Genomic DNA, 25,837 nt, shown 5'->3' with positions numbered 1-25,837 from the left:
ACTCGTGACGGTCCTTGCCTGTCCCGGCCCCCTGACGGGCGACTCCGCCTGCCCCAGCCGGCTCATGACACGCCGTGCCCGTCCCACCGGGCCCGTGCTCGTGGCGGGCCTTGCCTGTCCCGCCCGGCCCGTGCTCGTGGCGGGCCTTGCCTTTCCCGCCCGGCTCGTGCCCGTGGCGGGTCCTGCCGGTCCCCGGCTCATGACACGTCCTGCTCGCGCAGTTCACGGGCCAGCTCGTACAGCCCCGCCAGGTCCATGCCCTCGGTGAACAGCGGCAGTTCGTGCAGCGGCAGGCCCAGCTCGGCGAGGGCCGCGCGCTGCTCGTGCTCCAGCGCGTACCGCTCGGCGTACTCCTCGGCCTGCGTGAGCAGCGGGTCCACCAGCCGCTCCGCGTGCCCGCCGCGCCGCGCCCCGCCGAGCCCGGCGGACGACAGCGACCGTGCGACAGAGGAACGCGGGACCGTGCGTACGAGTTCCAGGTCGGCCGCGTCCAGCACCTCCGGCCGCACCATGTTCACGATGATCCGCCCCACCGGCAGCCGCGCCGACCGCAGCTCGGCGATGCCGTCCGCGGTCTCCTGGACGGGCATCTCCTCCAGCAGCGTGACCAGGTGCACGGCCGTCTCGGGCGACTTCAGCACCCGCATCACGGCCTGCGCCTGATTGTGTATCGGGCCGATCTTCGCCAACCCCGCCACCTCGTCGTTGACGTTCAGGAAACGGGTGATGCGCCCGGTGGGCGGGGCGTCCATGACGACGTAGTCGTACACGAACCGGCCGCTGCGCTCCTTGCGCCGCACCGCCTCGCAGGCCTTGCCGGTCAGGAGGACGTCCCTGAGGCCGGGCGCGATGGTGGTCGCGAAGTCGATCGCGCCGAGCTTCTTCAGCGCCCGCCCGGCGCTGCCCAGCTTGTAGAACATCTGGAGGTAGTCCAGAAGGGCCAGTTCGGGGTCGATGGCCAGTGCGTACACCTCCCCGCCCCCGGGAGCGACGGCGATCTTCCGCTCCTCATAAGGCAGCGCTTCGGTCTCGAAGAGCTGCGCGATGCCCTGACGGCCCTCGACCTCGACGAGAAGCGTTCGCTTCCCCTCCGTGGCCAGGGCCAGCGCTAGGGCCGCGGCCACCGTGGTCTTGCCGGTACCGCCCTTGCCGCTGACGACCTGGAGCCTGCTCACGTATTCGAGCCTAACCAGTCCGTGCCCGGGCTACGCGGGAGGCTGTGGACAACCCGTGCCGGGGCCGGCCCCGGACCGCGGCCGTGACCCCGCTCGGACAGGGGCTAAAGTCGGCCGCATGACCAAGTGGGAATACGCAACCGTGCCGCTGCTCGTCCACGCCACGAAGCAGATTCTGGACACCTGGGGCGAGGACGGCTGGGAGCTCGTCCAGGTCGTGCCCGGGCCGAACAACCCCGAGCAGCTCGTCGCCTACCTGAAGCGGGAGAAGCAGTAATGGGCGCCGTCGAGGCGAAGCTGGCCGAGCTCGGCCTGGCCCTGCCCGACGTCGTCCCGCCGCTCGCCGCGTACCAGCCGGCCGTGCAGTCCGGCCCGTACGTCTACACCGCCGGGCAGCTGCCGATGGTGGACGGCAAGCTTCCGGTCACCGGCAAGGTCGGCGCGGAGGTCACCCCGGAGGAGGCCAAGGAGCTGGCACGCACGTGTGCGCTGAACGCCCTGGCCGCCGTGAAGTCCGTCGCCGGTGACCTGGACCGCATCGCGCGCGTGGTGAAGGTCGTCGGCTTCGTCGCCTCGGCCTCGGACTTCACGGGCCAGCCCGCCGTGCTGAACGGCGCGAGCGAGCTGCTCGGCGAGGTCCTCGGCGACAAGGGCGTGCACGCGCGCAGCGCGGTCGGCGTGGCGGTGCTGCCGCTGGACGCGCCGGTGGAGGTCGAGATCCAGGTGGAGCTCGCGTAGCACCCCGTCACCCGCCCGAGCTGCGCGATCCGCCCCCCGGGGGCCACTCGAACATCCGCCCGTCACGGGATAGCCTCGCGCCCATGGCGAACGGTCAGTGGTACCCCCCGGAGTGGCCGGACCGCATCCGCGCACTCGCGGCCGGCACCCTCACCCCGGTGACCCCCAGGCGCGCGGCCACCGTCATGCTCCTGAAGGACACGGGCGGCGGCCCGGCCGTCCACATGCTGCGCCGACGCGCCTCCATGGCCTTCGCCGGAGGCGCGTACGCGTATCCGGGCGGCGGCGTCGATCCGCGCGACGACGAGCACCACGTCCGCTGGGCGGGCCCCACGCGCGCGTGGTGGGCGGACCGGCTCGGCGTCGACGAGACGGCCGCCCAGGCGATCGTCTGCGCGGCCGTGCGGGAGACGTACGAGGAGGCGGGCGTGCTGCTCGCCGGCCCGGCGCCCGACGCGGTCGTCGGGGACACCACCGGCGCCGACTGGGAGGCCGACCGTGCCGCCCTGGTCGCGCGGGACCTGTCCTTCGCCGAGTTCCTGGACCGCCGCGGACTGGTCCTGCGCTCGGACCTGCTCGGCGCCTGGACGCGCTGGATCACCCCCGAGTTCGAGGCCCGCCGCTACGACACCTTCTTCTTCGTGGCCGCCCTCCCCGAGGGGCAGCGCACCCGCAACGCCTCCACGGAGGCCGACCGCACGGTGTGGATCGCCCCGCGCGAGGCGGCCGCCGGGTACGACCGGGGCGAGCTGCTGATGATGCCGCCGACCATCTCGACACTGCGCCAGCTGACGGCGTACGGGACGGCCGCCGAGGCCCTCGCCGCGGCCCCCGGCCGTGACCTCACGCCCGTGCTGGCCACCGCCCGGCTGGTGGACGGCGAGATCGTGCTCTCCTGGCCCGGCCACGACGAGTTCACCAAGCACATCCCGACCGCCCCGACCGGTGGAGCCCCCGCATGACGGACGCAGCAGCCCTTCCCGGCCGCCCCCGGGGCGGGGCCCTCTCGGGGCCCGCCACCGCGCGGGCCGTCAACGTCCTGGCCCCCAACCCGTCGGCGATGACCCTCGACGGCACGAACACCTGGATCCTGTCCGAGCCGGACTCCGACCTCGCCGTCGTGGTCGACCCCGGCCCGCTGGACGAAGGACACCTGCGCCAGGTCGTCGCCACCGCCGAGCGGGCCGGCCGGCGCGTCGCCCTGACCCTGCTGACCCACGGCCACCCGGACCACGCCGCGGGCGCCGCCCGGTTCGCCGAGCTGACCGGCACGCGCGTGCGTGCCCTGGATCCGGCGCTGCGCCTCGGCGACGAGGGGCTGGCCGCCGGGGACGTCGTCACCACCGGCGGGCTGGAACTCCGCGTCGTCCCCACGCCCGGCCACACGTCGGACTCCCTCTGCTTCCACATCCCGGCCGACGGGGCGGTCCTGACCGGTGACACGGTCCTGGGCCGCGGCACCACGGTCGTGGCCCACCCGGACGGCCGTCTCGGCGACTACCTGGACTCCCTGCGCCGCCTGAGGTCCCTCACGGTCGACGACGGCGTCCACACGGTCCTGCCGGGCCACGGGCCGGTCCTGGAGGACGCCCAGGGCGCCGTCGAGTACTACCTCGCCCACCGTGCCACCCGCCTCGCCCAGGTCGAGACCGCCGTCGAGGACGGCCACCGCTCCCCGGCCGAGGTCGTCGCCCACGTCTACGCCGACGTCGACCGCTCCCTGTGGCCGGCGGCGGAACTGTCCGTGCGGGCGCAGCTGGACTACCTGGAGGAGCACGGGCTCATCTAGGGGCTCCCCTCACACGGGCCCGAGGGCGCTAGGACCAGCCCGGAGGGCGGGGCGCTTTGACGCCGTGCACGCGCGCGTACTCCCCGGCGAGCCAGGGCCCGAGATCGTCCGCGTAGGACCTGAGGACGACGGCGTCGCCCGTCGGCTCCAGGCCCAGCACGGCCGCGTCCCGCAGCTGCCCGGCACGCTCCGGGTAGAACCCGGCGAACGCCTCGGCCATCTCCCGCAGATTGCTGGTCCATCCGTTCCAGCGGGGCATGACGAGGGTGAAGCCGGTGCGGACGAGGTGCCGGGACAGGGAACGCACCAGCGGGCGACGGGCCTCGGCCGTGTCCTCCGCCTCGTCGATCCGCCGGCGCCAGCGGGGCAGGAGCAGGTGCAGATCGCCGTTGGTCTCGCGGGCCAGCAGGGTGTCGGGGCGGTAGCGGGGCAGCCGCGCGGCCAGGTCCTCGCCCAGCAGCGGTGTGCACAGACAGGCGACGAACCAGCCCAGGTCGTACCGCTCCAGGTCGCTCAGCAGCCGCGCCCGGCTGAACAGCAGGGTGCCGCACCCGTCGATCTGGCCGAACTCCCCGTCCAGCGCCGCACCGAGCGCGAGGGCGTCGGCCCGGTCCGCCCCGGTCGGCTCCTCGTGCAGGGCGAGCAGCAGGTCGAGGTCGCTGCGGCCCACGCGCGCGGTGCCGCGCGGAACGGACCCGTAGAGGTACGCGCTGTGCAGCCGGGGGCCGAACACGTCCGTCAGGCGCTTCCTGGTCGCGGCGACGACCGGGCGGAAGGGGCGGGGCACGCGCGCGAGGGAGCCCTCGCGGACCAGGAAGCCCTGTGCGTCGAGTCCGGGGCGGGCCGTGGTGCCGCCGGTCCCGCGGTCACGCGCGCCGCCGGTCAGTCGGTTGCTCGCGCTGCCGCTCATGCGGTCACTCGCGCTGCCGTTCATGCGGTCACTCGTGCTGCCGGTCATGTGGTCACTGTGGCGCGAGCGGGCTCGCGGCGCCGCCGGTTTTCCAGGCGTTGTCCCGGGGCGTTCACGACGTCGGGCCCCGTCTCCCGAGGAGGCAGGGCCCGATGACGTACGGCCGGGTTCGCGTCAGCGCGAGCGCTTGGCGAGGCGCTCCACGTCCAGGAGGATCACCGCGCGGGCCTCCAGGCGCAGCCAGCCACGCTGGGCGAAGTCCGCCAGGGCCTTGTTGACCGTCTCGCGGGACGCGCCGACCAGCTGGGCGAGCTCCTCCTGCGTGAGGTCGTGCACCACGTGGATGCCCTCCTCCGACTGCACGCCGAACCGGCGCGACAGGTCGAGCAGGGCGCGGGCGACACGACCCGGCACGTCCGAGAAGACGAGGTCGGACATCGCGTCGTTGGTCTTGCGCAGCCGGCGGGCGACGGCGCGCAGGAGCGCCGAGGCCACCTCGGGCCGGGCGTTCAGCCAGGGCTGGAGGTCGCCGTGGCCGAGGCCGAGCAGCTTCACCTCGGTCAGCGCGGTGGCCGTGGCCGTGCGCGGACCCGGGTCGAACAGCGACAGCTCGCCGATGAGCTCGCCGGGGCCGACCACGGCCAGCATGTTCTCCCGGCCGTCGGGGGACGTGCGGTGCAGCTTGACCTTGCCCTCGGTGACCACGTAGAGGCGGTCACCGGGGTCGCCCTCGTGGAACAGCGAGTCACCGCGGGCGAGGGTCACCTCACTCATGGAGGCGCGGAGCTCCGCGGCCTGCTCGTCATCGAGCGCCGCGAAGAGCGGATTGCGCCGCAGAACGTCGTCCACGAGTTCTCTCCCTTTCGACCTGCTCAGGGGATCTTGCTCCCCCGCGTACCAGGGGACCGTGGTGCCCATTTTGCCGGACGGTCCAAGCAGTGTGATCTGTCACAAGGATGCCGCACAGGTGTCCCGGGGTACGCGGCAGGGGTCCAATTGGGCGCCGATCTTCGAGGGCCGGGGCGGATGTCAGTGCCTGGCCTTAGGCTGGCCGGGTGTCCAAATCGCCGGTGAGAGCACAGGCCGAGGGGGCTGCGCGGGTGGTTGTACGTCGCGATTCCGCTGTGGGCGAACAGAGCCCCGATGGCGGTAGGAAAACGGCGAAAGCGACAGGGGCGGCCGAGAGGAAGGCTGCTCCTGCGAAGAAGCCCGCGCCTGCGAAGAAAGCGGCTGCTGCGAGTGATGCCGCTTCCGCGGAGAAGGCGGCTGCCGCCAAGAAGGCCGCTTCTGTGAAGAAGGCAGCGACCGCCAAGAAGGCGACCCCCGCGAAGAAGGCGGCTCCGGTCAAAAAGGCCCCCGCCGCCAAGAAGGTCGCCGTCGCGCCCAAGAAGGCCACGGCCCGGGTCAAGGGCACGGCCCCCGCGAAGGCCGTCGTCCACCCGCCGGGCGGCGAGTCGCGCACGGCGCTGGTGCGCCGGGCCCGCCGGATCAACCGCGAGCTCGCCGAGGTCTATCCGTACGCCCACCCCGAGCTGGACTTCGACAACCCCTTCCAGCTCGTCGTCGCCACGGTGCTCTCCGCGCAGACCACCGACCTGCGCGTCAACCAGACGACCCCCGCCCTCTTCGCCAAGTACCCCACCCCGGAGGACCTGGCCGCCGCCGACCCGGAGGAGGTCGAGGAGATCCTGCGCCCGACCGGCTTCTTCCGGGCCAAGACGAAGTCGGTCATAGGGTTGTCGAAGGCCCTGGTCGAGGAGTTCGGCGGCGAGGTGCCCGGCCGGCTGGAGGACCTGGTCAAACTGCCCGGCGTCGGCCGCAAGACGGCGTTCGTCGTGCTCGGCAACGCCTTCGGGCGCCCCGGCATCACCGTCGACACGCACTTCCAGCGCCTGGTGCGCCGCTGGCAGTGGACCGCCGAGACCGACCCGGACAAGATCGAGGCCGCGGTCGGCGCGCTCTTCCCGAAGAGCGACTGGACGGACCTCTCGCACCACGTCATCTGGCACGGCCGCCGTATCTGCCACGCCCGCAAGCCCGCGTGCGGCGCCTGCCCGATCGCCCCGCTCTGCCCCGCGTACGGGGAGGGCGAGACGGACCCGGAGAAGGCGAGGAAGCTCCTCAAGTACGAGAAGGGCGGCTTCCCGGGGCAGCGTCTGCGGCCCCCGCAGGCGTACCTGGACGCGGGCGGCAAACCGGCCCCGCCGCTGGGGGCCGGATGAGGTGCCCCACCGGCGGTACGGCCCGCCCGGTCCGTCCCGCGCCCCGCGGCGGAGAGCCGGCGGGGCGCGCTGCTGATCGTGCGAGCCGCCGCGTGCGTCCCGCGCGCCCTCCCGGCCGCTCCACGAGCCCCCCGCAGGGTGGATCGCGTTCCGTTCCGGAACGATCGCGGGGGTGCCGGGCGTTGGAAGCGGCAGGACGACGGGGGTGGCGATGACGCGGGCGAGCGGCACACAGGGCGGGCCGGTGACGGTGACCAAGGAGGGCCTGCCCGCCTGGCTGGACCCGGTGGTGCACGCCGTGGAGACGGTCCGGCCGACGCAGCTCAGCCGCTTCCTGCCGCCGAAGGACGGCGCCGGGCGGCAGTCCGCCGTGCTGGTCCTCTTCGGGGAGGGCGAGCGCGGGCCCGAGCTGCTGCTGATGGAGCGCGCGAGCTCCTTGCGGGCACACGCCGGCCAGCCCTCGTTCCCGGGCGGCGCCCTCGACCCGGAGGACGGCGATCCACAGGGTGACGGTCCGCTGCGCGCCGCCCTGCGCGAGGCGGAGGAGGAGACGGGCCTCGCCCCGGCCGGCGTCCAGCTGTTCGGCGTCCTGCCCCGTCTCTACATCCCGGTCAGCGGTTTCGTCGTGACACCGGTGCTGGGCTGGTGGCGCGAGCCGAGCCCGGTCGGCGTCGTCGATCCGAACGAGACGGCCAGGGTCTTCACCGTCCCCGTGGTGGATCTCACGGACCCGGCGAACAGGGCGACCACGGTCCACCCCAGCGGCCATCGAGGTCCGGCATTTCTGGTCGAATCAGCCCTTGTCTGGGGTTTCACGGCCGGAATCATCGACCGGTTGCTGCACTACGCGGGCTGGGAGCGGCCCTGGGACCGGGAGAAGCAGGTCCCGCTCGACTGGCGCGCATGACAGGGTGGCCTTCGTGAACGTGCTGGACATCTTGTTGCTGGTCGCCGCCGTGTGGTTCGCGGTCGTCGGGTACCGCCAGGGGTTCGTCGTCGGCATCCTGTCGGTGATCGGCTTCCTGGGCGGTGGCCTCGTCGCGGTCTACGTGCTGCCCGTCATCTGGGACGCGCTCACGGACAACGCGGAGGTGAGCACGACCGCGGCCGTCGTGGCGGTCGTCGTCGTCATCGTCTGCGCCTCCGTCGGCCAGGCCCTCACCACCCACCTTGGCAACAAGCTGCGCCGGCACATCACCTGGTCCCCGGCCCGGGCGCTGGACGCCACCGGCGGTGCCCTGGTCAACGTCGTGGCGATGCTCCTGGTCGCCTGGCTGATCGGCTCGGCCCTCGCGGGGACGACCCTGCCGACGCTCGGCAAGGAGGTCCGCAACTCCAAGGTGCTGCTCGGCGTCTCCCAGGCGCTGCCGGACCAGGCCGCCACCTGGTTCGCGGACTTCTCCTCCGTCCTTGCGCAGAACGGCTTCCCACAGGTCTTCAGCCCGTTCGCGAACGAGCCGATCACCGACGTCCGGCCGCCCGACCCGGCCCTGGCGAACAGCCCGGTCGCGACCCGTGCCCAGCGCTCCATCGTCAAGGTCATGGGCACGGCCCCGAGCTGCGGCAAGGTCCTGGAGGGCACCGGTTTCGTCTTCGCCGACCGCCGGGTCATGACCAACGCGCACGTGGTGGGCGGCGTCGACGAGCCCACCGTGCAGATAGGCGGCGAGGGCAGGAAGTACGACGCCACGGTCGTGCTCTACGACTGGCGGCGCGACATCGCCGTCCTGGACGTGCCGGACCTCAAGGCACCCGCGCTGCGCTTCACCACCGGCGACGCGAGCAGCGGAGACGGCGCGATCGTCGCGGGTTTCCCGGAGAACGGGGCGTACGACGTGCGGGCCGCGCGCGTGCGAGGGCGCATCACGGCCAACGGCCCGGACATCTACCACCGCGGCACGGTCCGCCGCGACGTCTACTCCCTGTACGCGACCGTCCGCCAGGGCAACTCCGGCGGCCCGCTCCTCACGCCCGACGGCAAGGTCTACGGCGTGGTGTTCGCCAAGTCCCTCGACGACGCCGAGACGGGATACGCGCTCACCGTCGACGAGATCCAGGACGACATCACCAAGGGCCGCACCGCCAACCGGCAGGTGGGCAGCGACAGCTGCGCCCTCTAGGGACGGTCCTGGAGCCGGGTGCGCCGGCGCGTCACGCGCGTGTCACTCGCGGGGGTGACGCGTCAGTCGCGTGTGTGGCGCAGTCGTACGGAGACCCAGCGGGCCCGGCGGCGGAGGATGCGCGGGATCCCGACCCTGGGGTCGGCGGTCGCCATCTGCGGTGCACCGCTGCGTTGGTGGGGGTTCGCTCCGCCCGCCGAGCGGCGATTGCGGCTTGCGTCACTGTAATCGTGCGTCCAGCCCATACCCCGACGTGTGCCCCCGCCGCATGGTCGATAACCGCCTCCGGCGGGTCCAATTGGCCTATGCGCCGGGCAAGTGGCCGTTCGTAGGACATGCGTTCAGGCGGGGCGTACCGGACGGGGTCGCGCGGTCACCGATCGGGTTCGGGATCCCGCAGCCAGTTGATGAGCTCCGACGAGAAGGCGACCGGGTCCTCCTCGTGCGGGAAGTGGCCGAGGCCGTCGAACAGCCGCCAGCGGTAGGGGGCTTCGACGTACTCGCCGGAGCCGGCCGCGCTGCGCGTGCGCATCACGGGGTCGAGCGAGCCGTGCAGATGGAGCGTCGGCACGCGCACCGGCCGCTTCATCCGCCGGTTGAACTGGATGCCGTCCGGGCGGGCCAGGGAGCGCACCATCCAGCGGTACGGCTCGACCGCGCAGTGGGCCGCCGAGGGGATGCACATGGCGCGGCGGTAGTTCTCCAGCGCCTCCTCCTCCGGGGGGCGCGGCCCGGACCACTCCTGGATCAGCCCGGCCACGAGCGCTCCGTCGTCGGCGGTGAGCTGGCGTTCCGGGATCCAGGGCCGCTGGAACCCCCAGATGTGTGAACCGGCGCGGGTCTGCTTGACGTCCCGCAGCATGGCCGAGCGCCAGCGCCGCGGGTGCGGCATGGAGGCGACCGCCAGCCGCCGCACCAGCTTCGGGCGCATCGCGGCGGCCGTCCACGCCAGGTATCCGCCCAGGTCGTGGCCGACGAGCGCGGCGTCCGGCTCGCCGAGCGAGCGGATGACCCCGGTGACGTCGAGCGCGAGGTTGGCGGGGTCGTAGCCGCGCGGTGTGCGGTCGCTGCCCCCGACACCGCGCAGGTCCATCGCGACGGCCCGGAAGCCCGCGTCGGCGAGCGCGACCAGCTGGTGCCGCCAGGTCCACCAGAACTGCGGGAAACCGTGCAGCAGCAGCACCAGCGGCCCGTCGCCCAGCTCGGCGATGTGGAAGCGGGCGCCGTTGGCGGCGACGTCGCGGTGGCTCCAGGGGCCGTCCAGGAGTACGGCCGAGGCCGGTTGTGCCGGGGCGGGGGCGGGGTCCGTCATGACGACGAGCGTGCCACAGCCTCGATGGCCTCGGGGACCCGGTCCTGGGTGAGCTCGGGGCGCGGGTGCGGCTTGGCGTTCTGCAGGACGACCGCGCTCTTCTTCATCGAGGCGGCGACCTTCTGCGGGCCCTTGCTCTTCTTGGCCTTCTTCGCGAAGACCACGCCGACCAGCGCGAGGACGCCCGCGACCAGCACGTTCGCCGCGAAGGACAGCAGGAAGCAGACCGCCAGGTTCCACTCGCTCCAGGTGCGGATGCCGTACGCCAGCGCGAAGTTCAGCATCGGCAGGGAGAAGATCAGCACCGCGCCGGCCAGCGAGAACGCGCCGCCGCTGGTCGCGCCGCGCTTGACGTCCTGCTTGAGCTGGGCCTTGGCCAGCGCGATCTCGTCGTGCACCAGCGCCGACATGTCCGCCGTCGCCGAGGCGAACAGCTGGCCGATGCTGCGTTCGGCGCCGACCGGGCTGCCGTCGGGTGCGCTCATCGCGGTCTCCCTCTTCTGCGTACGGTCCGATTTCCGCGTCCTGTGCCTGACTCGCCACAGTCGTCCGACTGCGTACGGCCTGACTGCGTACGGTCCCGTCTTTTGTACCGTCTCGTCAGATCATGCCGGACCGTCGCGGTCATCGCCTGCCCCGCCCGGCACTTCGGCAAGCCCGTGGCGCGCGTCTGCCTTCTCCCGGGCGATCCGGCGGTGCTCGGCGGCCTTGCGTTCGTAGCGTTCGGCCAGGCGCAGGTGGTAGGCCGGATCGTCCTCCTCGTAGATGTCCGGGATGCCGTCGGCGTCCTCGTCGCGCTCCTCTTCCTCCCAGAGGCGACGGTACTTGGCGTTGCGGATCTTCAGCAGGACGGTCGCGAGGATCGCGGCGATGAGCGAGCCCACGAGCACCGCGGCCTTGACCGCGCCGGTCATGGCCTGGTCGTCCTCGAAGGCGAGTTCGCCGATGAGCAGCGAGACGGTGAAACCGATGCCGGCGAGGCTCGACACGGCGAACACGTCCGCCCATTCGAGGTCCTCGCTGAGCGAGGCCCGGGTGAAACGGGCCGTCAGCCAGGTCCCGCCGAAGATGCCGAGCGCCTTGCCGACGACCAGTCCGAGCACGACTCCGAGGGTCTCGGGCGTGGTGAACACCCTCGCGAGCGCCCCGCCGGACACGGCGACACCCGCGCTGAACAGCGCGAACAGCGGTACGGCCAGTCCGGCCGACAGCGGCCGGACCAGGTGCTCGATGTGCTCGCCGGGGGAGTGCGCCTCGCCCTCCTTGCGGTGGCAGCGCAGCATCAGGCCCATGGCGACACCGGCGATGGTGGCGTGGACGCCGCTGTTGTACATCAGCGCCCAGATCACCAGCGCGAGCGGCACGTACACGTACCAGCCGCGTACGCCGCTGCGCAGCAGCAGCCAGAAGACGGCCAGGCCGGCCACGGCACCGCCGAGCGCGGCGAAGTTCAGCCCGTCCGTGAAGAACACGGCGATGATCAGGATCGCGAACAGGTCGTCGACGACGGCGAGCGTGAGCAGGAAGGCCCGCAGCGCGCTCGGCAGCGAGGTGCCGATGACCGCGAGCACGGCGAGCGCGAAGGCGATGTCGGTGGCGGTCGGCACGGCCCAGCCGGCCAGGGAACCACCGCCGGTGACGTTGGTGAGGGTGTAGACGAGCGCCGGTATCGCCATGCCGCACAGGGCGGCCACGACCGGGAGCGCGGCGGCCTTGGGGTCGCGCAGATCACCGGCGACCAGTTCACGCTTGAGTTCGATGCCGGCGACGAAGAAGAAGATCGCGAGCAGTCCGTCGGCGGCCCAGTGCGCGACCGACAGGTCGAGGCCGAGGGCGGCGGGGCCGAAGTGGAAGTGGGCGACGCTCTCGTAGCTGTCGTGCAGCCCGGGGATGTTCGCCCACAGCAGCGCGGCGACCGCGGCGGCGAGCAGCAGCACCCCGCCGACCGTCTCGGTGCGCAGGGCGTCCGCCACATAGGTCCGCTCGGGGAGCGAGAGCCGTCCGAGGACCTTGCGGGGGGTGCTGGAGCGGGGCGCGGTCACGGGGGAGACCTCCGGTCGGTGGGCAGGGCTGAGCACATGCCGACCAGACTTCCCGGCGCACCATGGAGCACATGTTTTTTCTTAGCTTAGCTAAGGGTGTCGCCGTCCGCATCCCCTGATCTTGCGGCGGGGGTGTGCGGAGAGCACCCGGCGGACCGACCGCCGGGTGCCCTCCGTGGCTTCCGTCATGCGCGGGGCGATCAGTCCTCGCTGGGCGCGGCCGGCAGCTTGGCCTGGATGAGGTCCATGACCGTGGAGTCCGTCAGCGTGGTGACGTCACCGAGCTGGCGGTTCTCGGCGACGTCCCGCAGCAGCCGGCGCATGATCTTGCCGGAGCGGGTCTTCGGCAGCTCGGCCACCGGCAGGATCCGCTTGGGCTTGGCGATCGGGCCGAGGGTGTTGCCGACGTGCGTGCGCAGCTCGCCGACCAGGTCCTCGGTCTCGGAGGCCGTGCCGCGCAGGATCACGAACGCGACGATCGCCTGCCCGGTCGTCTCGTCCGCCGCGCCGACCACGGCCGCCTCGGCGACCGACGGGTGCGAGACGAGGGCCGACTCGACCTCGGTGGTGGAGATGTTGTGCCCGGAGACGAGCATGACGTCGTCGACCCGGCCGAGCAGCCAGATGTCGCCGTCGTCGTCCTTCTTGGCGCCGTCACCGGCGAAGTACTTGCCCTCGAAGCGCGACCAGTACGTGTCGATGAACCGCTGGTCGTCACCCCAGATGGTGCGCAGCATCGACGGCCACGGCTCGGTCAGCACCAGGTAGCCACCGCCACCGTTCGGCACCTCGTTGGCCTCGTCGTCGACGACGGTGGCGGAGATGCCGGGCAGCGGGGTCTGCGCGGAGCCGGGCTTGGTGGCGGTCACGCCCGGCAGCGGGGTGATCATCATCGCGCCGGTCTCGGTCTGCCACCAGGTGTCGACGATCGGGGTGCGGTCGCCGCCGATGTTCTTGCGGTACCAGATCCACGCCTCGGGGTTGATCGGCTCGCCCACCGAGCCCAGCACGCGCAGGCTGGACAGGTCGAACTTGGCGGGGATGTCGTCGCCCCACTTCATGAACGTACGGATCGCGGTCGGCGCCGTGTAGAGGATCGTCACGCCGTACTTCTGCACGATCTCCCAGAAGCGGCCCTGGTGCGGGGTGTCGGGCGTGCCCTCGTACATGACCTGCGTGGCGCCGTTGGCCAGCGGGCCGTAGACGATGTACGAGTGGCCGGTGACCCAGCCGACGTCGGCGGTGCACCAGTAGACGTCGGTCTCCGGCTTGAGGTCGAAGACGGCGTGGTGGGTGTAGGCGGTCTGGGTGAGGTAGCCGCCGGAGGTGTGCAGGATGCCCTTCGGCTTACCCGTGGTGCCCGAGGTGTACAGGATGAACAGCGGGTGCTCGGCGCCGAACGCCTGCGGGGTGTGCTCCGCGCTCTGGCGGCCCACCAGGTCGTGCCACCACACGTCGCGGCCCTCGGTGAAGGCGACCTCCTGGCCCGTGCGGCGCACGACCAGGACGTGCTCGACGTTGCCCGCCTTCGCCACGGCCTCGTCCACGGCCGGCTTGAGCGCGGACGGCTTGCCGCGCCGGTAGCCGCCGTCGGAGGTGATGACCACGCGCGCGTCGGCGTCCTGGATGCGGGTGGCGAGCGCGTCGGAGGAGAAGCCGCCGAAGACGACCGAGTGGGCGGCGCCGATGCGGGCGCAGGCCAGCATCGCGATCGCCGTCTCGGGGATCATCGGCATGTAGACGGCGACCCGGTCCCCGGCCTGAACTCCCAGTTCCAGCAGCGCGTTGGCCGCCTTGGAGACCTCGTCCTTGAGCTCGGCGTAGGTGAGCGCGCGGCTGTCGCCGGGCTCGCCCTCGAAGTGGATGGCGACCCGGTCGCCGTGGCCGGCCTCGACGTGCCGGTCGACGCAGTTGTAGGCGACGTTGAGCTCGCCGTCCTTGAACCACTTGGCGAACGGCGGGTTCGACCAGTCGAGCGTCTCGGTGGGCTCCTTGGCCCAGGTCAGCCGGCGGGCCTGCTCGGCCCAGAAGCCGAGCCTGTCAGCCTTGGCCTGTTCATACGCCTCCGCGGTGACGTTGGCGTTCGCGGCCAGGTCGGCGGGGGGTGCGAACCTGCGCTCTTCCTTGAGCAGGTTGGAAAGGGAGGAATTCTCGCTCATCGTCCCGTCTCCTCCCGCAGCAGGTTGGCCAGGCTTTCGTTGCTCACGGCATCTGCCTTTCCCAGGGTGTCCGTTGTGTCCCAGGCCACAGCTCATCAGACCCGGGGGTGCGATGACAAGGGCCGACCGCCGATTGGTTTAGACCTGTCCGGCGGTGTCGTCGGCGGCCGGGGTCACCCGTACCCACGGACGCCGACCAGGGAAAGTTCAGCGAATGTAACGACGGTCACGCGGGGCGCTGGGGTGTGAGGGAGGGGCCTGGGTGCGGGGTCCGGGGCGGGGGAGCCCGGCCGCGGTGGCGGGACCCGGGGAGGGGGGAGGGTGTGCGTGCCCTGGGCCCGGAGGGTACGCACACCCTGCCCGGCTGCCCGGCTGCCCGGCTGCCCGGCTGCCCGGCTGCCCGGCTGCCCGGCTGCCCGGCTGCCCGGCTGCCCGGCAGTCCGGCTGCCCGGCAGTCCGGCAGTCCGGCAACTCTTGCCTGGCTGCCGGTGCCTGGGCTGTCGGGCCGATCGGCTCACGCCGGTGACCGGCGGTCCGGCTGCCGGGGCGACGGCCTGCGCCGACATCGGGCCGACCCGCTCACGCCGTCAGGTCCGCCTCCCGGACGCGGTCGAAGGCGCCGCCCTCCTCGATGTCGGTGAGCAGGTACGACTCGGCCTCACCCACGTGGAAGTACATCCCGTGCAGCTCCAGCGTGCCCTCCTCGAGGGCCCGGGCCACCGAGTCATGGGCGCGCAGGTGTTCCAGCTGCTGGACCACGTTGATCAGGCAGAGCCGCTCGACCGGGTCCTCGGGCGCCCGCCCGGCCAGGCTGCCCCAGGGCCGGCTGCCGTCGGCCATGCGCTCCACGCTCGGCCGTCCGTGGCGCAGCCACCGCTCCAGGGGCGTGCGGGTGCCTCCCGGCTCGGAGTTGAGCAGGGCCTGCATGGCGCCGCAGCCCGAGTGACCGCACACCGTGATGGACCGCACGCGCAGCACGTCCACGGCGTACTCGATCGCGGCCGCCACCGAGTCGTCGCCGCTCTCCTCGCCCGGACGCGGCACGAGGTTGCCCACGTTGCGCACGACGAACAGATCGCCCGGACCACTGGAGGTGATCATCGAGGTGACCAGTCGTGAGTCGGCGCAGGTCAGGAAGAGCTGCGACGGCCGCTGCCCCTCACGCGCCAGCCGGGCCAGCTCGCTGCGCACCAGGGGCGCGGTGTTGCGCTGGAAGGCGCTGATGCCACGCGCCAGTTCGTGTCCGCGGCCGCTGCCCGCCGGGTCCGGCTCGGGGCCGTCCGAGCCGTCCTCGTTCTTCTCGGGCGGGGGCGTGGACTGCGGGCCTTCGCACTGGTGGTTGCGCCAGGCCGTCCAGGGCCGGCAGCGGCAGTCGGCGGCGGTGGAGGGTTCGGAGATGCGCGTGCCGGGGTGCCGGCCGGTGATCTCGACGGTGCCGCCCTGCGCGGTGTGCGTCTTCTGCCAGTCCTGCAGCGTCTCGTACGCCGCGTGGTCCATGAACGACCCGTCCAGCTCGACGACGGTGTCCGCACCGTGCGGGACGAGATGCAGGGCCCGGCTGAGCCGCGGCACCGCGAGGAAGGTCAACTGGCCCCTGACGTGTACGTGGTGGACTCCTTCCCTCTCCTCATGGGTGATGCGGGTGCGGGTGAGGCGGTGCAGGGCGACTGCCACGGCCATGGCGATGCCCAGGGCGACGCCCTGGAGGACGCCGAGGGACACCACGCCCAGGGTCGTGACGGCGTAGACCCATACCTCGCGGTGGCGCGTGACCGTGCGGATGTGGTTCAGGGAGACCATCTGGATGCCGACGGACATCACCAGGGCGGCGAGCGAGGCGAGCGGGATGAGCTCCAGGAGGGGGACCATCAGCAGCGTGGCGATCACTACGAGAACGCCGTGCAGCATCGTGGAGTTCCGGCTCACCGCTCCCGCGTTCACGTTCGCCGTCGTCCGCACGGCCACGCCGGCGATGGGCAGGCCGCCGAGCGAGCCGGAGACGATGTTGGCGGCGCCCTGCCCGAGCAGTTCCCGGTCGAGGTCCGAGCGGCCGACCCCGGCGGGCAGGCCCGGACGGCCGGCCACCAGCTTGTCCACGGCCACCGCTCCGAGCAGGGACTGCACGCTGCACACCAGCGTGGTGGTCAACACGGCGGCGATGAGGCCGAGTACAGGTCCTTCGGGCAGTCCCGCCAAGGCGTGGTTGCTCCAGGACGGCAGGTCGACCTTGGGCAGGCGCAGACCGGCCAGGGCGGCGGCCGCGGTGGCTCCGGCGACGGCGATGAGCGCGGCCGGGATCTTCCGCAGCAGACGCCCGGCCCGCCCGGGCAGTCTCGGCCAGAGCAGCAGCAGCGCGAGCGTGAGCGCGCTGACCGACACCGACGCCGGGCGCATCTGTGCCAACTGGGCGGGCAGCGCGCGCAGGTTGTCCGGGACGGAACTCTGCGGCGTGCCGCCGAGCACGATGTGCAGCTGGGCGACGGCGATGGTGACACCGATGCCGGCGAGCATGCCGTGCACGATGGCGGGGCTGACGGCGAGGGCGCCGCGGGCCACGCGCAGGCACCCGAGCCCGAGTTGGGCGAGTCCGGCGAGGACGGTGATGGCGCAGGTCGTCCGCCAGCCGTAGCGCTGGATGAGGTCGGCGGTGACGACCGTGAGTCCGGCGGCGGGTCCGCTCACCTGGAGCGGGGAGCCGCCGAGCCGCCCGGCGACGAGTCCGCCCACGGCAGCGGCGACGAGGCCGGCCTGGAGCGGGGCGCCGGTGGCGAGGGCGATACCCAGGGACAGGGGCAGGGCGATCAGGAAGACCGCGATCGAGGCCGACACGTCGGCACCCGCGATGCGGAAGCGGCGCGGGCCGGTCGGCGGCGGGCTGTGGGGTGGATGAGTGCGCTCGGTCCGATTCGGGTCGGCGGCACGAGTGGGGACGCAGGCTGACATCGTTTCCCGTCTCCTCCGGGGCTGCGCGGTCGCGTGACCGGGGTCCCGCCCGGGGGCGGGGGTCGGTCACGGCCGTGGGTCACGGCGTTTGTGCGGCGGGATAAATCAACGCTCGGTAAACGGATCGTAATGCAGAGTAAAGGGCGAGCATAGACTTTACGGGCAAATGGGCGAATAAATCACTCCGAAGAGTGAAGTGGCTATTTGATCGGCTTGTCGTACTAATTCCTTCTCTGTCCCGTGCGACTTTGGCGGCGCTGTCGGCACCCGAGAGAAGGAAGAAGGTGGACGGAACATGGCCGCCACCCACAGGATCGCCGCGGGCTCCGTGATCGCCGCGGTCTGCGCCGCGTCGCTCGCCGGTTGCGGGACCGGCACCCCCCGCCAAGCCGCCCCCGAGCCCTCCAAGGCCAAGCCCGCCCAGGCCCCGAAGAGCATGGTCCGGCTGATCGGAGACGGCTCCACCGCCTACACCGGCACCCAGCCCCATCTGCCCAGCCCGGAGCGGCTGCGCCCCGGCCAGAAGCCCCCGCAGTTCGTCGTCTTCTCCTGGGACGGCGCCGGCGAGGACAGCCAGAAGCTCTTCTCGCACTTCCGGAAGGTCGCCCGGGAGAACAACGCGACCATGACCTACTTCCTGAGCGGCGTGTACCTGCTGCCGGAGGAGAAGCGGGACCTGTACCGGCCGCCCCAGCACTCCCCGGGCCGCTCCGACATCGGGTTCAACGACCGCCGTGGCATCGCCGCCACCGTGAAGCAGCTGCGCCTGGCGTGGCTGGAGGGCAACGAGATCGGCACCCACTTCAACGGCCACTTCTGCGGCAGCGGCGGCGGGGTCGGCGAGTGGTCGGTGAAGGACTGGAAGGACGAGATCGCCCAGGCCAAGCAGTTCGTGAAGACCTGGAAGACCAACACCGGCATGAAGAACGCCTCGCCGCTGCCCTTCGACTACGACAAGGAGCTGATCGGCGCCCGCACTCCCTGCCTCGAAGGCCAGCGGAACTTCATGAAGGCGGCCCGCGACCTGGGCTTCCGCTACGACACCAGCGGCGTCACCGACCAGGTCTGGCCCAAGCGCAAGCAAGGGCTGTGGGACCTGTCCATGCAGCTCGTGCCGTTCCCCGGCCACTCCTTCGAGCAGCTCACCATGGACTACAACTTCATGGTCAACCAGTCGGGCACCACCACCCAGGGCAACCCCGCGATGCACGACTTCTGGGGCGACCAGATGCGCGACGGCCTGCTCAAGGGCTTCCAGCGGGCCTACGACGGCAACCGCGCGCCCCTGATCATCGGCAACCACTTCGAGTCCTGGAACGGCGGCACCTACATGCGGGCCGTCGAGGAGGTCATCGAGACGGTGTGCACCAAGGAGGAGGTCCGCTGCGTGACGTTCCGGCAGCTCGTGGACTGGCTCGACGCCCAGGACCCGGCCACGCTGGCGAAGCTGCGCACCCTCAAGGTCGGCGAGGCGCCCAAGCAGGGCTGGGCGCCCTTCCTCGCGGCGCGACCGGCCCCGGCCCCGAAGGGCGTGCCCGGCGCTCCCGCGGCGAAGGGCTGACACCCAGGGAGGACCGCCGTGCCCGGCACGCACGCGTGGTCATGCCGGGCACGGGCCTGTCGTCGTCCTGGGAGCGTGTGCGTGGTGGTGCCGGGCGCGGGCCTCGTCCTGCCGGGCGGGCCATCGTTCTGCGGGCGGGCCCGTAGTACGCGGGCGGTCGGTGCCCGCACGCGCGCGTGAAGAAGGCCACTCCGCCGCGGGGCGGGGCCTTCGGGTGCGTAGGGTCGTACTCATGAGTACAGCAGGCGCGACCGCCGATCCCCTCGCGGCCCTGGGGGCGCTGCCCGGAGTGGCCGATTCCGTGGAATCCGTGCGCAAGGCCGTGGACCGGGTCTACGGGCACCGGATCATGCGGCGCCGCAGCAACGCGATCACCTCCGAGGCCGCCCTGCGCGGCGCCCGCGGCTCGGCCGCGCTGTCCGGCGCGGACTGGGCTCTGGAGGAGGTGCGGCGGCGCACGGACTTCAGCGGCGACGACGAGGCGCGCACCGTGGGCGCCGCGCTGCGGCTCGCCGCGGAGGCGGGGCAGTTGCTGTCGATCTGGCGGCAGTCGCCCCTGCGGGTGCTGGCCCGGCTGCACCTGGTGGCGGCCGCCGACCAGGCCGACCAGGTGGGACGGCCCCGGCAGGAGGGCGAGCCGGTCGACGAGCCGCTGGTCTCCCTGCCGCTGCCGAGCGCGGCCGAGGCGCACGGCCGGCTGGACGGGCTGGCGGAGCTGATCATCGCGGGCGGCTCCGCACCGGCGCTGGTCACGGCCGCCGTCGTGCACGGCGAGCTCCTCGCCCTGCGCCCCTTCACGTCTCACAACGGCCTCATCGCGCGCACCGCCGAACGCATCGTCCTGGTCGGCAGCGGCCTGGACCCGAAGTCGGTCTGCCCGGCCGAGGTCGGCTACGCCGAGCTGGGCCGCGAGGCCTACCTTCAGGCCCTCGGCGGGTACGTCTCCGGCACCCCGGAGGGCATGGCCGCATGGATCGCCCACTGCGGCAGGGCGATCGAGCTGGGGGCGCGCGAGTCGACGGCGGTGTGCGAGGCGCTCCAGCGGGGAGCGGCCTGAACCTCACCCGGAACGGAGATGCGGCGGTACGAGAACTCGTACCGCCGCTGGCATGAGCACCGGGTTACCAAGCGTCCTCGAGATATGCCCATCAGGCCGGGAACTTCGCCCGTCACCTGGTGCGGCTGGCCCGTAATCGACGGGTCGACGTCGCGTGGGTGCCCGGTGTTCATGCTCGGTCCGTGGGGCCAAATGCGTTGTGAAGGTGATCCTCTCGGATGTCCTTGGTCTCGCGGGCCGTTGAGTCCTTTGTACTCCTGCCCCCGGACAAGCGGAAGCCCGGACCGCACTTCTTTACTTTTAGCCTCAAACAGGACACGGCGCCGTCGCCGGAGGCAGGGCGGGTCAGGCGACCGTGGCGCGGCGCCGGCTGGCGTACCAGACCAGTCCGGCGGTGGCCGCGGCGGCCCCTATCGCGGCGGCCGCGACGAGGGCCGGGCGGGGTGGCACCGAGAACGCGGGGAGGCGCTGCTTGAGCCGGACCGGACGGTGGAAGTCCAGGATCGGCCAGCCGCGCGCGAGGGCCTCGCGGCGCAGCGTGCGGTCCGGGTTCACGGCGTGCGGGTGGCCGACGGACTCCAGCATGGGTACGTCGGTCGCCGAGTCGCTGTAGGCGTAGCAGCGGCTGAGGTCGTAGCCCTCGGAAGCCGCCAGCTCCCTGATGGCCTCGGCCTTCGTGGGGCCGTACGCGTAGTACTCCACCTCGCCGGTGAAGCAGCCGTCGTCGCCCACGACCATGCGGGTCGCCACCACCCGGTCCGCGCCGAGCAGCTCGCCGATCGGCTCGACGACCTCCGCACCCGAGGTGGACACGATCACGACGTCGCGGCCCGCGGTGTGGTGCTCCTCGATGAGGGAGGCGGCCTCGTCGTAGATGATCGGGTCGATCAGATCGTGCAGGGTCTCGGCCACGATCTCCTTGACCTGCTGCACGTTCCAGCCGCGGCACAGCGCGGACAGGTAGGTGCGCATGCGCTCCATCTGTTCGTGGTCGGCGCCGCCGGCCAGGAAGACGAACTGGGAGTACGCGGTCCGCAAGACGGCCCTGCGGTTGATCAGACCGCCTTGGTAGAACGACTTGCTGAAGGTGAGCGTGCTCGACTTCGCAATGACCGTCTTGTCCAGGTCAAAGAAGGCCGCTGTGCGGGGCAAGGAGTGGTTTTCCACGCCCTTGAGCATAGGGGCAGCCCATTCGGCGTAAGGTGGGGCGCGTGGGTTTGCCTGAGAGGGCTCTCGGGTACACCATGGAAGTCACGGATCGTTCGCGACCGTGCTAACCCGGCCCGACTCCTCCCCCCCCGAGTCGGCCGTGGGGACGACCCCCGCTCTCCCCCCCGGCGGGGGTCGTCGCATGTCCGGATGGGTTTTCCCCCTCTTCTCGCGGCTCGAGCGCCGCGCTCGGGGCGGCTGCGGCCGCCCCTTTCTTCTGCCCATGATCCGTCACTCTGTGTAGCGATCGGACTGCTCTGTGGGCTTCGCACAGACCCTCCCGGGGCCTCACCGGTTTGGGTGACGGCGATATTCACAACCCTCGGGGCGTCCACAGTTTTCCACCAAGATCCACACGATTTCCGGGATCGCTGCACCGTGATTCCGACGCATCCCGCTCGGGGCCCGTTCACGGCCGGTTCCGATTGCCGGGCGGCGTTTGGCCGGTTTCTGTCGGCCGGTCAAAGGGAGGCCGTCTCGCCGGTTCTCCCACGTTTGGGAATCGCGGGACCGCAGGGGTCGCGCGAGTCGAGCAGCGAAGGGGGATGGACACCGTGGCCGGAACCGTCACACACGATCCGCCGCCGGCCGCCGGAGGGCGGCCGGGCGGACCGCTGATCGTCACCGAGGACGCCGAACTCCTCGACGACCTGCTGCGCCTGTGCGCGGCGGCGGGGGCGACACCCGAGGTGCATCACGGGGTGCCCGAGCACAGAGGCGGCTGGGAGGCCGCACCGCTGGTTCTCGTGGGCGACGACGCCGCGCGCCGGGTCCGCGGGGCGGCGCGCCGCCGGGGCGTCGTCCTGGTCGGGCGGGACCAGGACGACTCGGGGGTGTGGCGCCGGGCCGTCGAGATCGGCGCCGAGCACGTCCTGATGCTGCCCGACGGCGAGCAGTGGCTGGTCGACCGCATCGCCGACGTGGCGGAGGGCGTCGGCCGGCCCGCCCTCACCGTGGGGGTGATCGGCGGCCGGGGCGGCGCCGGAGCGTCCACGCTCGCGTGCGCTCTCGCCGTCACCTCCGCGCGGGAGGGACTGCGCACCCTTCTCGTGGACGCCGATCCGCTGGGTGGCGGACTCGACGTACTCCTCGGCGGAGAGACGGCCGAGGGGCTGCGCTGGCCGGCGTTCGCCTCCTCACGCGGCCGGGTCGGCGGAGGCGCCCTGGAGGAGTCGCTGCCCGAGCTGCACTCGCTGCGGGTGCTCAGCTGGGACCGCGGCGACCGGATCGCCGTGCCACCGCAGGCGGTGCGCGCGGTGCTGGCGGCGGCCCGACGCCGGGGCGGCACCGTCGTGGTCGACCTGCCGCGCCGCGTCGACGACGGCGTCGCCGAGGTGCTCGCCCAGCTCGACGTCGGTGTGCTGGTGGTGCCCGCCGAGCTGCGGGCCGTCGCGGCCGCCGGACGGGTGGCGTCCGCCGTCGGCATGGTCCTGCGCGATCTGCGGGTGGCGGTGCGCGGACCCTCTTCGCCCGGGCTCGACGACCGTGAGGTGGCCCGGCTGCTCGGACTGCCCCTGGTCGGCGAGGTTCCGCTGGAACCGGAGCTGCTGCGCCCGGACGGGGGCACGGCACCGCCGGGTGCCCGGCCGCGTGGAGCGCTCGCCCGGTTCTGCAAGGACTTCTGGGAGCGGGCGCTCGTCGAGGCGGGTGCGGCATGAACACCCTGGCCGGGCCGGAGGGCGTGGAGCTGCTCGACGGGGTGCGGCGGTGGCTGGCCGAGAGCGGTGCCGAGCCCACCCCCGCGCGCGTGGCGCAGGCCCTGCGGGAACAGGGGCGGGTGCTCGGGGACGCCGAGGTGCTGGGGACCGCCGCGCGGCTGCGGTCCGAGCTGGTCGGCAGCGGGCCGCTGGAACCGCTGCTGGCCGATCCGTCGGTGACCGACGTGCTGGTGTCGGGCCCGGACCGGGTCTGGGTCGACCGCGGCGGCGGCCTGGAACTGACGCCGGTGCGGTTCGCCGACGCGGCGGCCGTACGGCGGCTCGCCCAGCGTCTGGCCGCCGTGGCCGGCCGCCGCCTGGACGACGCCCGCCCATGGGTCGACGCCCGGCTGCCCGACGGGACCCGCCTGCACGCGGTGCTGCCCCCGGTGGCGGTGGACTGCGCCTGTCTGGCGCTGCGGGTCGTACGGCCGCGTGCCTTCACGCTGGGCGAGCTGGTCGCGGCGGGCACGGTGCCGCCGGGCGGTGACCGCGTGCTGCGCGCCCTGCTCGACGCACGGCTGTCCTTCCTGGTCAGCGGCGGTACGGGCACCGGCAAGACGACTCTCCTCAGCGCCCTGCTGGGACTCGCCGGGCCGGACGAGCGGATCGTCCTCGCCGAGGACTCGGCGGAACTGCGGCCGGATCATCCGCACGTCGTGCGGCTGGAGACCAGACCCGCCAACCAGGAGGGCGCGGGCCTGGTCACCCTGGAGGACCTGGTGCGGCAGGCGCTGCGGATGCGGCCCGACCGGCTGGTCGTGGGCGAGGTGCGCGGACCCGAAGTGGTGCATCTGCTGGCCGCGTTGAACACCGGCCACGAGGGCGGCTGCGGGACGGTGCACGCCAATGCCGCCGCCCAGGTGCCGGCCCGGCTGGAGGCGCTCGGCACGGCCGCCGGGCTCGACCGGGCCGCGCTGCACAGCCAGGTGGCGGCCGCCCTCTCCGTGGTGCTGCACCTGGTGCGCGACCGGGCCGGGCGCCGCCGGATCGCCGAGGTGCACGTGCTGGAGCGGGATCCCTCGGGCCTGGTGCGGACGGTGCCGGCGCTGCGGTGGGGAGAGGCGGCCTTCGTGCGGGAGCGGGGCTGGGAGCGGCTGCGGGGGCTGCTCCGAGGCGAGGGGAGCGGGCTGTGCGAGGACGGGACGAGGGGGGCGGGTCATGACGGGGGCGACTGAGATGTCCCTGGGCGCGGCCGTGGCGTGCGCGGGAGCCGCGGTGTGGCTGCTGGACGAGCGGGACTCGGCGGCGCGGCGGGCGCGCCTGCTGCTGGCCGGTGGTGGAACGGTAGGGAGCGAGCCACGGCTCGGACGGAGCTGGACGGCCCAGGCACTGAGCCAGGTCCGTGGGCGGCTGCCGGCCGAATGGTGGTCACCGGTGGCCGGGCTGGTCCTTGCGGTGCTCGGGGCGTCGGTACTGCCGATCGTGCTGGGAGCGGCCGGGGTGCCGCTGCTGCGCAGGGCCCGGCTGTCCGGCCGGGCGCGGCGGGACCGGGAGTCGCGGGCCGACGCGGTGATCACGCTGTGCGGCGCGCTGGCCGGGGAGGTACGGGCCGGACGCCAGCCGGGTGAGGCGCTGCTGCGGGCCGCGCGGGACTGCGGCGGTCTGGCGGATGCGCAGGCGACGGTCCTGGCGGCGGCGCGCTTCGGCGGTGACGTGCCCGAGGCGCTCGCGACGGCGGCACGGCAACCGGGCGCCGAAGGGCTGCGAGGGCTCGCGGCGTGCTGGCGGGTGGCCGTGGACCAGGGCGCCGGGCTCGCGGCCGGACTCGACCGGCTGGCCACGGCGCTGCGCGCCGAACGGGATCAACGTGCCGACCTGAGGGCGCAGTTGGCGGGTGCCCGGGCCACGGCGGTGATGCTGGCCGGCCTGCCGGTCCTGGGCCTCCTCATCGGCACCGCCCTGGGGGCCGAGCCCCTCCACGTCCTGCTGCACACCCCGGCGGGCCTGGCCTGTCTGGTCGCCGGAGGCGCGCTGGAGGCCCTGGGGGTGTGGTGGGTGCTGCGGATCGTGCGAGGGGCGGAGGCCGCTGTATGAGCGGGGAAGTTGTCCACAGGCTGGGGGTGGCGTTGGGGATCACCCTCTGCCTCGGGTGGTGCGCGCGGTGGGCGATGGAGGCCCGGCGCCGGCGCAGGATGCGGCGGCGCCTGGCGGAGCTGTCCGCTCGCGAAGCGGACGCCGCCCCGGTCCGGCGTCCGGCCCTGCGCCGGGCAGCACGCACCTGGCTGGTCCCCGTGGGCGTGGGCTGCGCCGGGTGGGCGCTGGTCGGTGGGCTCACCGGTGCCGCCGTGGGTGTGGCCGGTGCAGTGGGGACATGGCGCTGGCGGCTGCGGCAGGAGACGGCGGCCCGGGCGGACCCGGGCGGACCCGACCTCACCGAGGCCGCACGCCAACTGCCCCTCGCGGCCGACCTGCTGGCCGCCTGCATCGCGGCGGGCGCCGGCCCGGTCGTCGCGGCACAGGCCGTCGGTGAGGCCCTGGGCGGGCCGGTGGGTGACGCCCTGGCCCGGGGCGCGGCGGAGGTACGGCTGGGCGGCGAACCAGGGGCGGCCTGGCGGCGGCTGGCCGGTCTGCCGGGAGCCGGAGGGCTGGCGCGACTGCTCGAACGGGCCGACGTGTCCGGGTTGCCCGCTGCCGTACCGGTCGCCCGGCTCGCCGCCGAGGCCCGTGCCGACTGGGGCCGGGCCGCGACGGCCAGGGCCCGCCGGGCGGGCGTCATGGTCAGCGCACCGGTCGGGCTGTGCTTCCTGCCGGCGTTCATCGCGGTCGGAGTGCTGCCCGTGGTGATCGGGCTCGCGGGCGGGGTGCTGGGAGGAGGTGGTGGCTAGACGCGCGGCGAAGACGTCAGCGAGCGAAGAAACAAGCCAGCGAAGAAACAAGCAAAGCAATCGACGGAACAAGCA

General features: G+C 72.9%; 23 protein-coding genes. 13 read left to right on the top strand and 10 right to left on the bottom strand.

Annotation, left to right across the window (positions count from 1 at the left end; all coding sequences use genetic code 11):
- Positions 1-197: 197 nt before the first annotated feature.
- The gene (locus ACIGAQ_RS20925) at positions 198-1,175 is read right to left on the bottom strand and encodes an ArsA-related P-loop ATPase (protein ID WP_311677974.1); all 978 of its coding nucleotides are present in this window, start codon (positions 1,173-1,175) and stop codon (positions 198-200) included.
- A gap of 118 nt (positions 1,176-1,293) precedes the next feature.
- Between ACIGAQ_RS20925 and ACIGAQ_RS20920 the strand changes: the two genes are divergently transcribed.
- The 4 genes from ACIGAQ_RS20920 to ACIGAQ_RS20905 all read left to right on the top strand — a co-directional run bounded on the left by ACIGAQ_RS20920 (position 1,294) and on the right by ACIGAQ_RS20905 (position 3,702).
- Positions 1,294-1,452, top strand: coding sequence for a DUF4177 domain-containing protein (locus ACIGAQ_RS20920; RefSeq protein WP_003991873.1), 159 nt, complete (start codon positions 1,294-1,296; stop codon positions 1,450-1,452).
- Positions 1,452-1,913, top strand: a complete 462-nt coding sequence (locus tag ACIGAQ_RS20915) for a RidA family protein (protein WP_094054720.1) — start codon at positions 1,452-1,454, stop codon at positions 1,911-1,913. The genes ACIGAQ_RS20920 and ACIGAQ_RS20915 overlap by 1 nt, the downstream gene beginning before the upstream one ends.
- Before the next feature lie 83 nt (positions 1,914-1,996).
- Positions 1,997-2,875: an NUDIX hydrolase gene (locus ACIGAQ_RS20910; RefSeq protein ID WP_362276497.1), complete on the top strand. Its 879-nt coding sequence runs from the start codon at positions 1,997-1,999 to the stop codon at positions 2,873-2,875.
- On the top strand, positions 2,872-3,702 hold the full coding sequence (locus ACIGAQ_RS20905) for an MBL fold metallo-hydrolase (RefSeq protein WP_311677969.1): 831 nt from the start codon (positions 2,872-2,874) through the stop codon (positions 3,700-3,702). The genes ACIGAQ_RS20910 and ACIGAQ_RS20905 overlap by 4 nt, the downstream gene beginning before the upstream one ends.
- Positions 3,703-3,730: 28 nt before the next feature.
- Here ACIGAQ_RS20905 and ACIGAQ_RS20900 read toward each other — a convergent pair whose 3' ends face one another.
- Entirely contained in the window at positions 3,731-4,612 is an 882-nt protein-coding gene (locus tag ACIGAQ_RS20900; RefSeq protein ID WP_399785876.1) for a nucleotidyltransferase, read from the bottom strand.
- Positions 4,613-4,786: 174 nt separating this feature from the next.
- Positions 4,787-5,461 carry a Crp/Fnr family transcriptional regulator gene (locus ACIGAQ_RS20895; protein WP_031115987.1) on the bottom strand — a complete coding sequence of 225 codons (675 nt, stop codon included), beginning with the start codon at positions 5,459-5,461 and terminating at the stop codon, positions 4,787-4,789.
- Between the two features lie 440 nt (positions 5,462-5,901).
- Between ACIGAQ_RS20895 and nth the strand changes: the two genes are divergently transcribed.
- The 3 genes from nth to ACIGAQ_RS20880 all read left to right on the top strand — a co-directional run bounded on the left by nth (position 5,902) and on the right by ACIGAQ_RS20880 (position 8,954).
- Positions 5,902-6,834, top strand: a complete 933-nt coding sequence (gene nth / locus ACIGAQ_RS20890) for an endonuclease III (protein WP_399784868.1) — start codon at positions 5,902-5,904, stop codon at positions 6,832-6,834.
- Positions 6,835-7,045: 211 nt separating this feature from the next.
- On the top strand, positions 7,046-7,741 hold the full coding sequence (locus ACIGAQ_RS20885; RefSeq protein WP_399784865.1) for an NUDIX hydrolase: 696 nt from the start codon (positions 7,046-7,048) through the stop codon (positions 7,739-7,741).
- 13 nt (positions 7,742-7,754) lie between these two features.
- Positions 7,755-8,954, top strand: a complete 1,200-nt coding sequence (locus ACIGAQ_RS20880; protein WP_399784862.1) for a MarP family serine protease — start codon at positions 7,755-7,757, stop codon at positions 8,952-8,954.
- 62 nt (positions 8,955-9,016) lie between these two features.
- Here ACIGAQ_RS20880 and ACIGAQ_RS20875 read toward each other — a convergent pair whose 3' ends face one another.
- The 6 genes from ACIGAQ_RS20875 to ACIGAQ_RS20850 form a co-directional block, all read right to left on the bottom strand.
- Positions 9,017-9,199: a hypothetical protein gene (locus ACIGAQ_RS20875; RefSeq protein WP_078602692.1), complete on the bottom strand. Its 183-nt coding sequence runs from the start codon at positions 9,197-9,199 to the stop codon at positions 9,017-9,019.
- Between the two features lie 128 nt (positions 9,200-9,327).
- A complete protein-coding gene (locus tag ACIGAQ_RS20870) occupies positions 9,328-10,266 on the bottom strand; it encodes an alpha/beta hydrolase (protein WP_362276508.1) in 939 nt (312 codons plus the stop codon).
- Positions 10,263-10,751 (bottom strand): phage holin family protein, encoded by a 489-nt coding sequence (locus tag ACIGAQ_RS20865; protein ID WP_311677961.1) that lies wholly within the window; start codon positions 10,749-10,751, stop codon positions 10,263-10,265. The genes ACIGAQ_RS20870 and ACIGAQ_RS20865 overlap by 4 nt, the downstream gene beginning before the upstream one ends.
- A gap of 120 nt (positions 10,752-10,871) precedes the next feature.
- Complete coding sequence (gene nhaA / locus ACIGAQ_RS20860) at positions 10,872-12,308, bottom strand: Na+/H+ antiporter NhaA (protein WP_399784858.1); 1,437 nt, start codon at positions 12,306-12,308, stop codon at positions 10,872-10,874.
- A gap of 200 nt (positions 12,309-12,508) precedes the next feature.
- Positions 12,509-14,467 carry an acetate--CoA ligase gene (acs, locus tag ACIGAQ_RS20855; RefSeq protein WP_311677958.1) on the bottom strand — a complete coding sequence of 653 codons (1,959 nt, stop codon included), beginning with the start codon at positions 14,465-14,467 and terminating at the stop codon, positions 12,509-12,511.
- A gap of 579 nt (positions 14,468-15,046) precedes the next feature.
- Entirely contained in the window at positions 15,047-17,410 is a 2,364-nt protein-coding gene (locus tag ACIGAQ_RS20850; protein ID WP_399784855.1) for a SulP family inorganic anion transporter, read from the bottom strand.
- A gap of 295 nt (positions 17,411-17,705) precedes the next feature.
- Between ACIGAQ_RS20850 and ACIGAQ_RS20845 the strand changes: the two genes are divergently transcribed.
- Both ACIGAQ_RS20845 and ACIGAQ_RS20840 read left to right on the top strand, forming a co-directional pair.
- A complete protein-coding gene (locus ACIGAQ_RS20845; protein ID WP_399784852.1) occupies positions 17,706-18,971 on the top strand; it encodes a hypothetical protein in 1,266 nt (421 codons plus the stop codon).
- Positions 18,972-19,203: 232 nt separating this feature from the next.
- Positions 19,204-20,028, top strand: coding sequence for an oxidoreductase (locus tag ACIGAQ_RS20840; RefSeq protein ID WP_399784849.1), 825 nt, complete (start codon positions 19,204-19,206; stop codon positions 20,026-20,028).
- A gap of 345 nt (positions 20,029-20,373) precedes the next feature.
- Here ACIGAQ_RS20840 and ACIGAQ_RS20835 read toward each other — a convergent pair whose 3' ends face one another.
- The gene (locus tag ACIGAQ_RS20835; protein ID WP_311677951.1) at positions 20,374-21,207 is read right to left on the bottom strand and encodes an HAD family hydrolase; all 834 of its coding nucleotides are present in this window, start codon (positions 21,205-21,207) and stop codon (positions 20,374-20,376) included.
- A 575-nt stretch (positions 21,208-21,782) separates the two neighbouring features.
- On the opposite strand from ACIGAQ_RS20835, the gene ssd reads away from it, so the two are divergent.
- From ssd to ACIGAQ_RS20815, 4 genes are read left to right on the top strand one after another with little or no spacing between them, the layout of a single operon-like run.
- Positions 21,783-22,895 carry a septum site-determining protein Ssd gene (ssd, locus tag ACIGAQ_RS20830; RefSeq protein ID WP_311677950.1) on the top strand — a complete coding sequence of 371 codons (1,113 nt, stop codon included), beginning with the start codon at positions 21,783-21,785 and terminating at the stop codon, positions 22,893-22,895.
- Entirely contained in the window at positions 22,892-24,112 is a 1,221-nt protein-coding gene (locus ACIGAQ_RS20825; protein ID WP_399784844.1) for a TadA family conjugal transfer-associated ATPase, read from the top strand. The genes ssd and ACIGAQ_RS20825 overlap by 4 nt, the downstream gene beginning before the upstream one ends.
- The gene (locus tag ACIGAQ_RS20820; RefSeq protein ID WP_399784841.1) at positions 24,096-24,971 is read left to right on the top strand and encodes a type II secretion system F family protein; all 876 of its coding nucleotides are present in this window, start codon (positions 24,096-24,098) and stop codon (positions 24,969-24,971) included. The genes ACIGAQ_RS20825 and ACIGAQ_RS20820 overlap by 17 nt, the downstream gene beginning before the upstream one ends.
- On the top strand, positions 24,968-25,762 hold the full coding sequence (locus ACIGAQ_RS20815; RefSeq protein ID WP_399784838.1) for a type II secretion system F family protein: 795 nt from the start codon (positions 24,968-24,970) through the stop codon (positions 25,760-25,762). The genes ACIGAQ_RS20820 and ACIGAQ_RS20815 overlap by 4 nt, the downstream gene beginning before the upstream one ends.
- The last annotated feature ends 75 nt before the right edge of the window (positions 25,763-25,837 follow it).

The sequence above is a fragment of the Streptomyces sp. NPDC085932 genome, from assembly GCF_044540525.1.
GTDB lineage: Bacteria > Actinomycetota > Actinomycetes > Streptomycetales > Streptomycetaceae > Streptomyces > Streptomyces levis.
The sequence above is the reverse complement of the archived record's forward strand: the minus strand, read 5'-3'. Positions and strand labels throughout refer to the sequence as shown.

Bases quoted from the DNA above. Each gene is read 5' to 3' on its own strand.
- ACIGAQ_RS20900 (WP_399785876.1), bottom strand. From the start codon at position 4,612: ATGAGCGGCAGCGCGAGCAACCGACTGACCGGCGGCGCGCGTGACCGC.
- ACIGAQ_RS20840 (WP_399784849.1), top strand. From the start codon at position 19,204: ATGAGTACAGCAGGCGCGACCGCCGATCCCCTCGCGGCCCTGGGGGCG.
- ACIGAQ_RS20905 (WP_311677969.1), top strand. From the start codon at position 2,872: ATGACGGACGCAGCAGCCCTTCCCGGCCGCCCCCGGGGCGGGGCCCTC.
- ACIGAQ_RS20835 (WP_311677951.1), bottom strand. From the start codon at position 21,207: ATGCTCAAGGGCGTGGAAAACCACTCCTTGCCCCGCACAGCGGCCTTC.
- ACIGAQ_RS20870 (WP_362276508.1), bottom strand. From the start codon at position 10,266: ATGACGGACCCCGCCCCCGCCCCGGCACAACCGGCCTCGGCCGTACTC.
- ACIGAQ_RS20850 (WP_399784855.1), bottom strand. From the start codon at position 17,410: ATGTCAGCCTGCGTCCCCACTCGTGCCGCCGACCCGAATCGGACCGAG.
- ACIGAQ_RS20820 (WP_399784841.1), top strand. From the start codon at position 24,096: ATGACGGGGGCGACTGAGATGTCCCTGGGCGCGGCCGTGGCGTGCGCG.
- ACIGAQ_RS20825 (WP_399784844.1), top strand. From the start codon at position 22,892: ATGAACACCCTGGCCGGGCCGGAGGGCGTGGAGCTGCTCGACGGGGTG.
- acs (WP_311677958.1), bottom strand. From the start codon at position 14,467: ATGAGCGAGAATTCCTCCCTTTCCAACCTGCTCAAGGAAGAGCGCAGG.
- ACIGAQ_RS20885 (WP_399784865.1), top strand. From the start codon at position 7,046: ATGACGCGGGCGAGCGGCACACAGGGCGGGCCGGTGACGGTGACCAAG.
- ACIGAQ_RS20920 (WP_003991873.1), top strand. From the start codon at position 1,294: ATGACCAAGTGGGAATACGCAACCGTGCCGCTGCTCGTCCACGCCACG.
- ACIGAQ_RS20865 (WP_311677961.1), bottom strand. From the start codon at position 10,751: ATGAGCGCACCCGACGGCAGCCCGGTCGGCGCCGAACGCAGCATCGGC.
- ACIGAQ_RS20815 (WP_399784838.1), top strand. From the start codon at position 24,968: ATGAGCGGGGAAGTTGTCCACAGGCTGGGGGTGGCGTTGGGGATCACC.
- ssd (WP_311677950.1), top strand. From the start codon at position 21,783: ATGGACACCGTGGCCGGAACCGTCACACACGATCCGCCGCCGGCCGCC.
- ACIGAQ_RS20875 (WP_078602692.1), bottom strand. From the start codon at position 9,199: ATGGGCTGGACGCACGATTACAGTGACGCAAGCCGCAATCGCCGCTCG.
- ACIGAQ_RS20845 (WP_399784852.1), top strand. From the start codon at position 17,706: ATGGCCGCCACCCACAGGATCGCCGCGGGCTCCGTGATCGCCGCGGTC.
- ACIGAQ_RS20915 (WP_094054720.1), top strand. From the start codon at position 1,452: ATGGGCGCCGTCGAGGCGAAGCTGGCCGAGCTCGGCCTGGCCCTGCCC.
- ACIGAQ_RS20910 (WP_362276497.1), top strand. From the start codon at position 1,997: ATGGCGAACGGTCAGTGGTACCCCCCGGAGTGGCCGGACCGCATCCGC.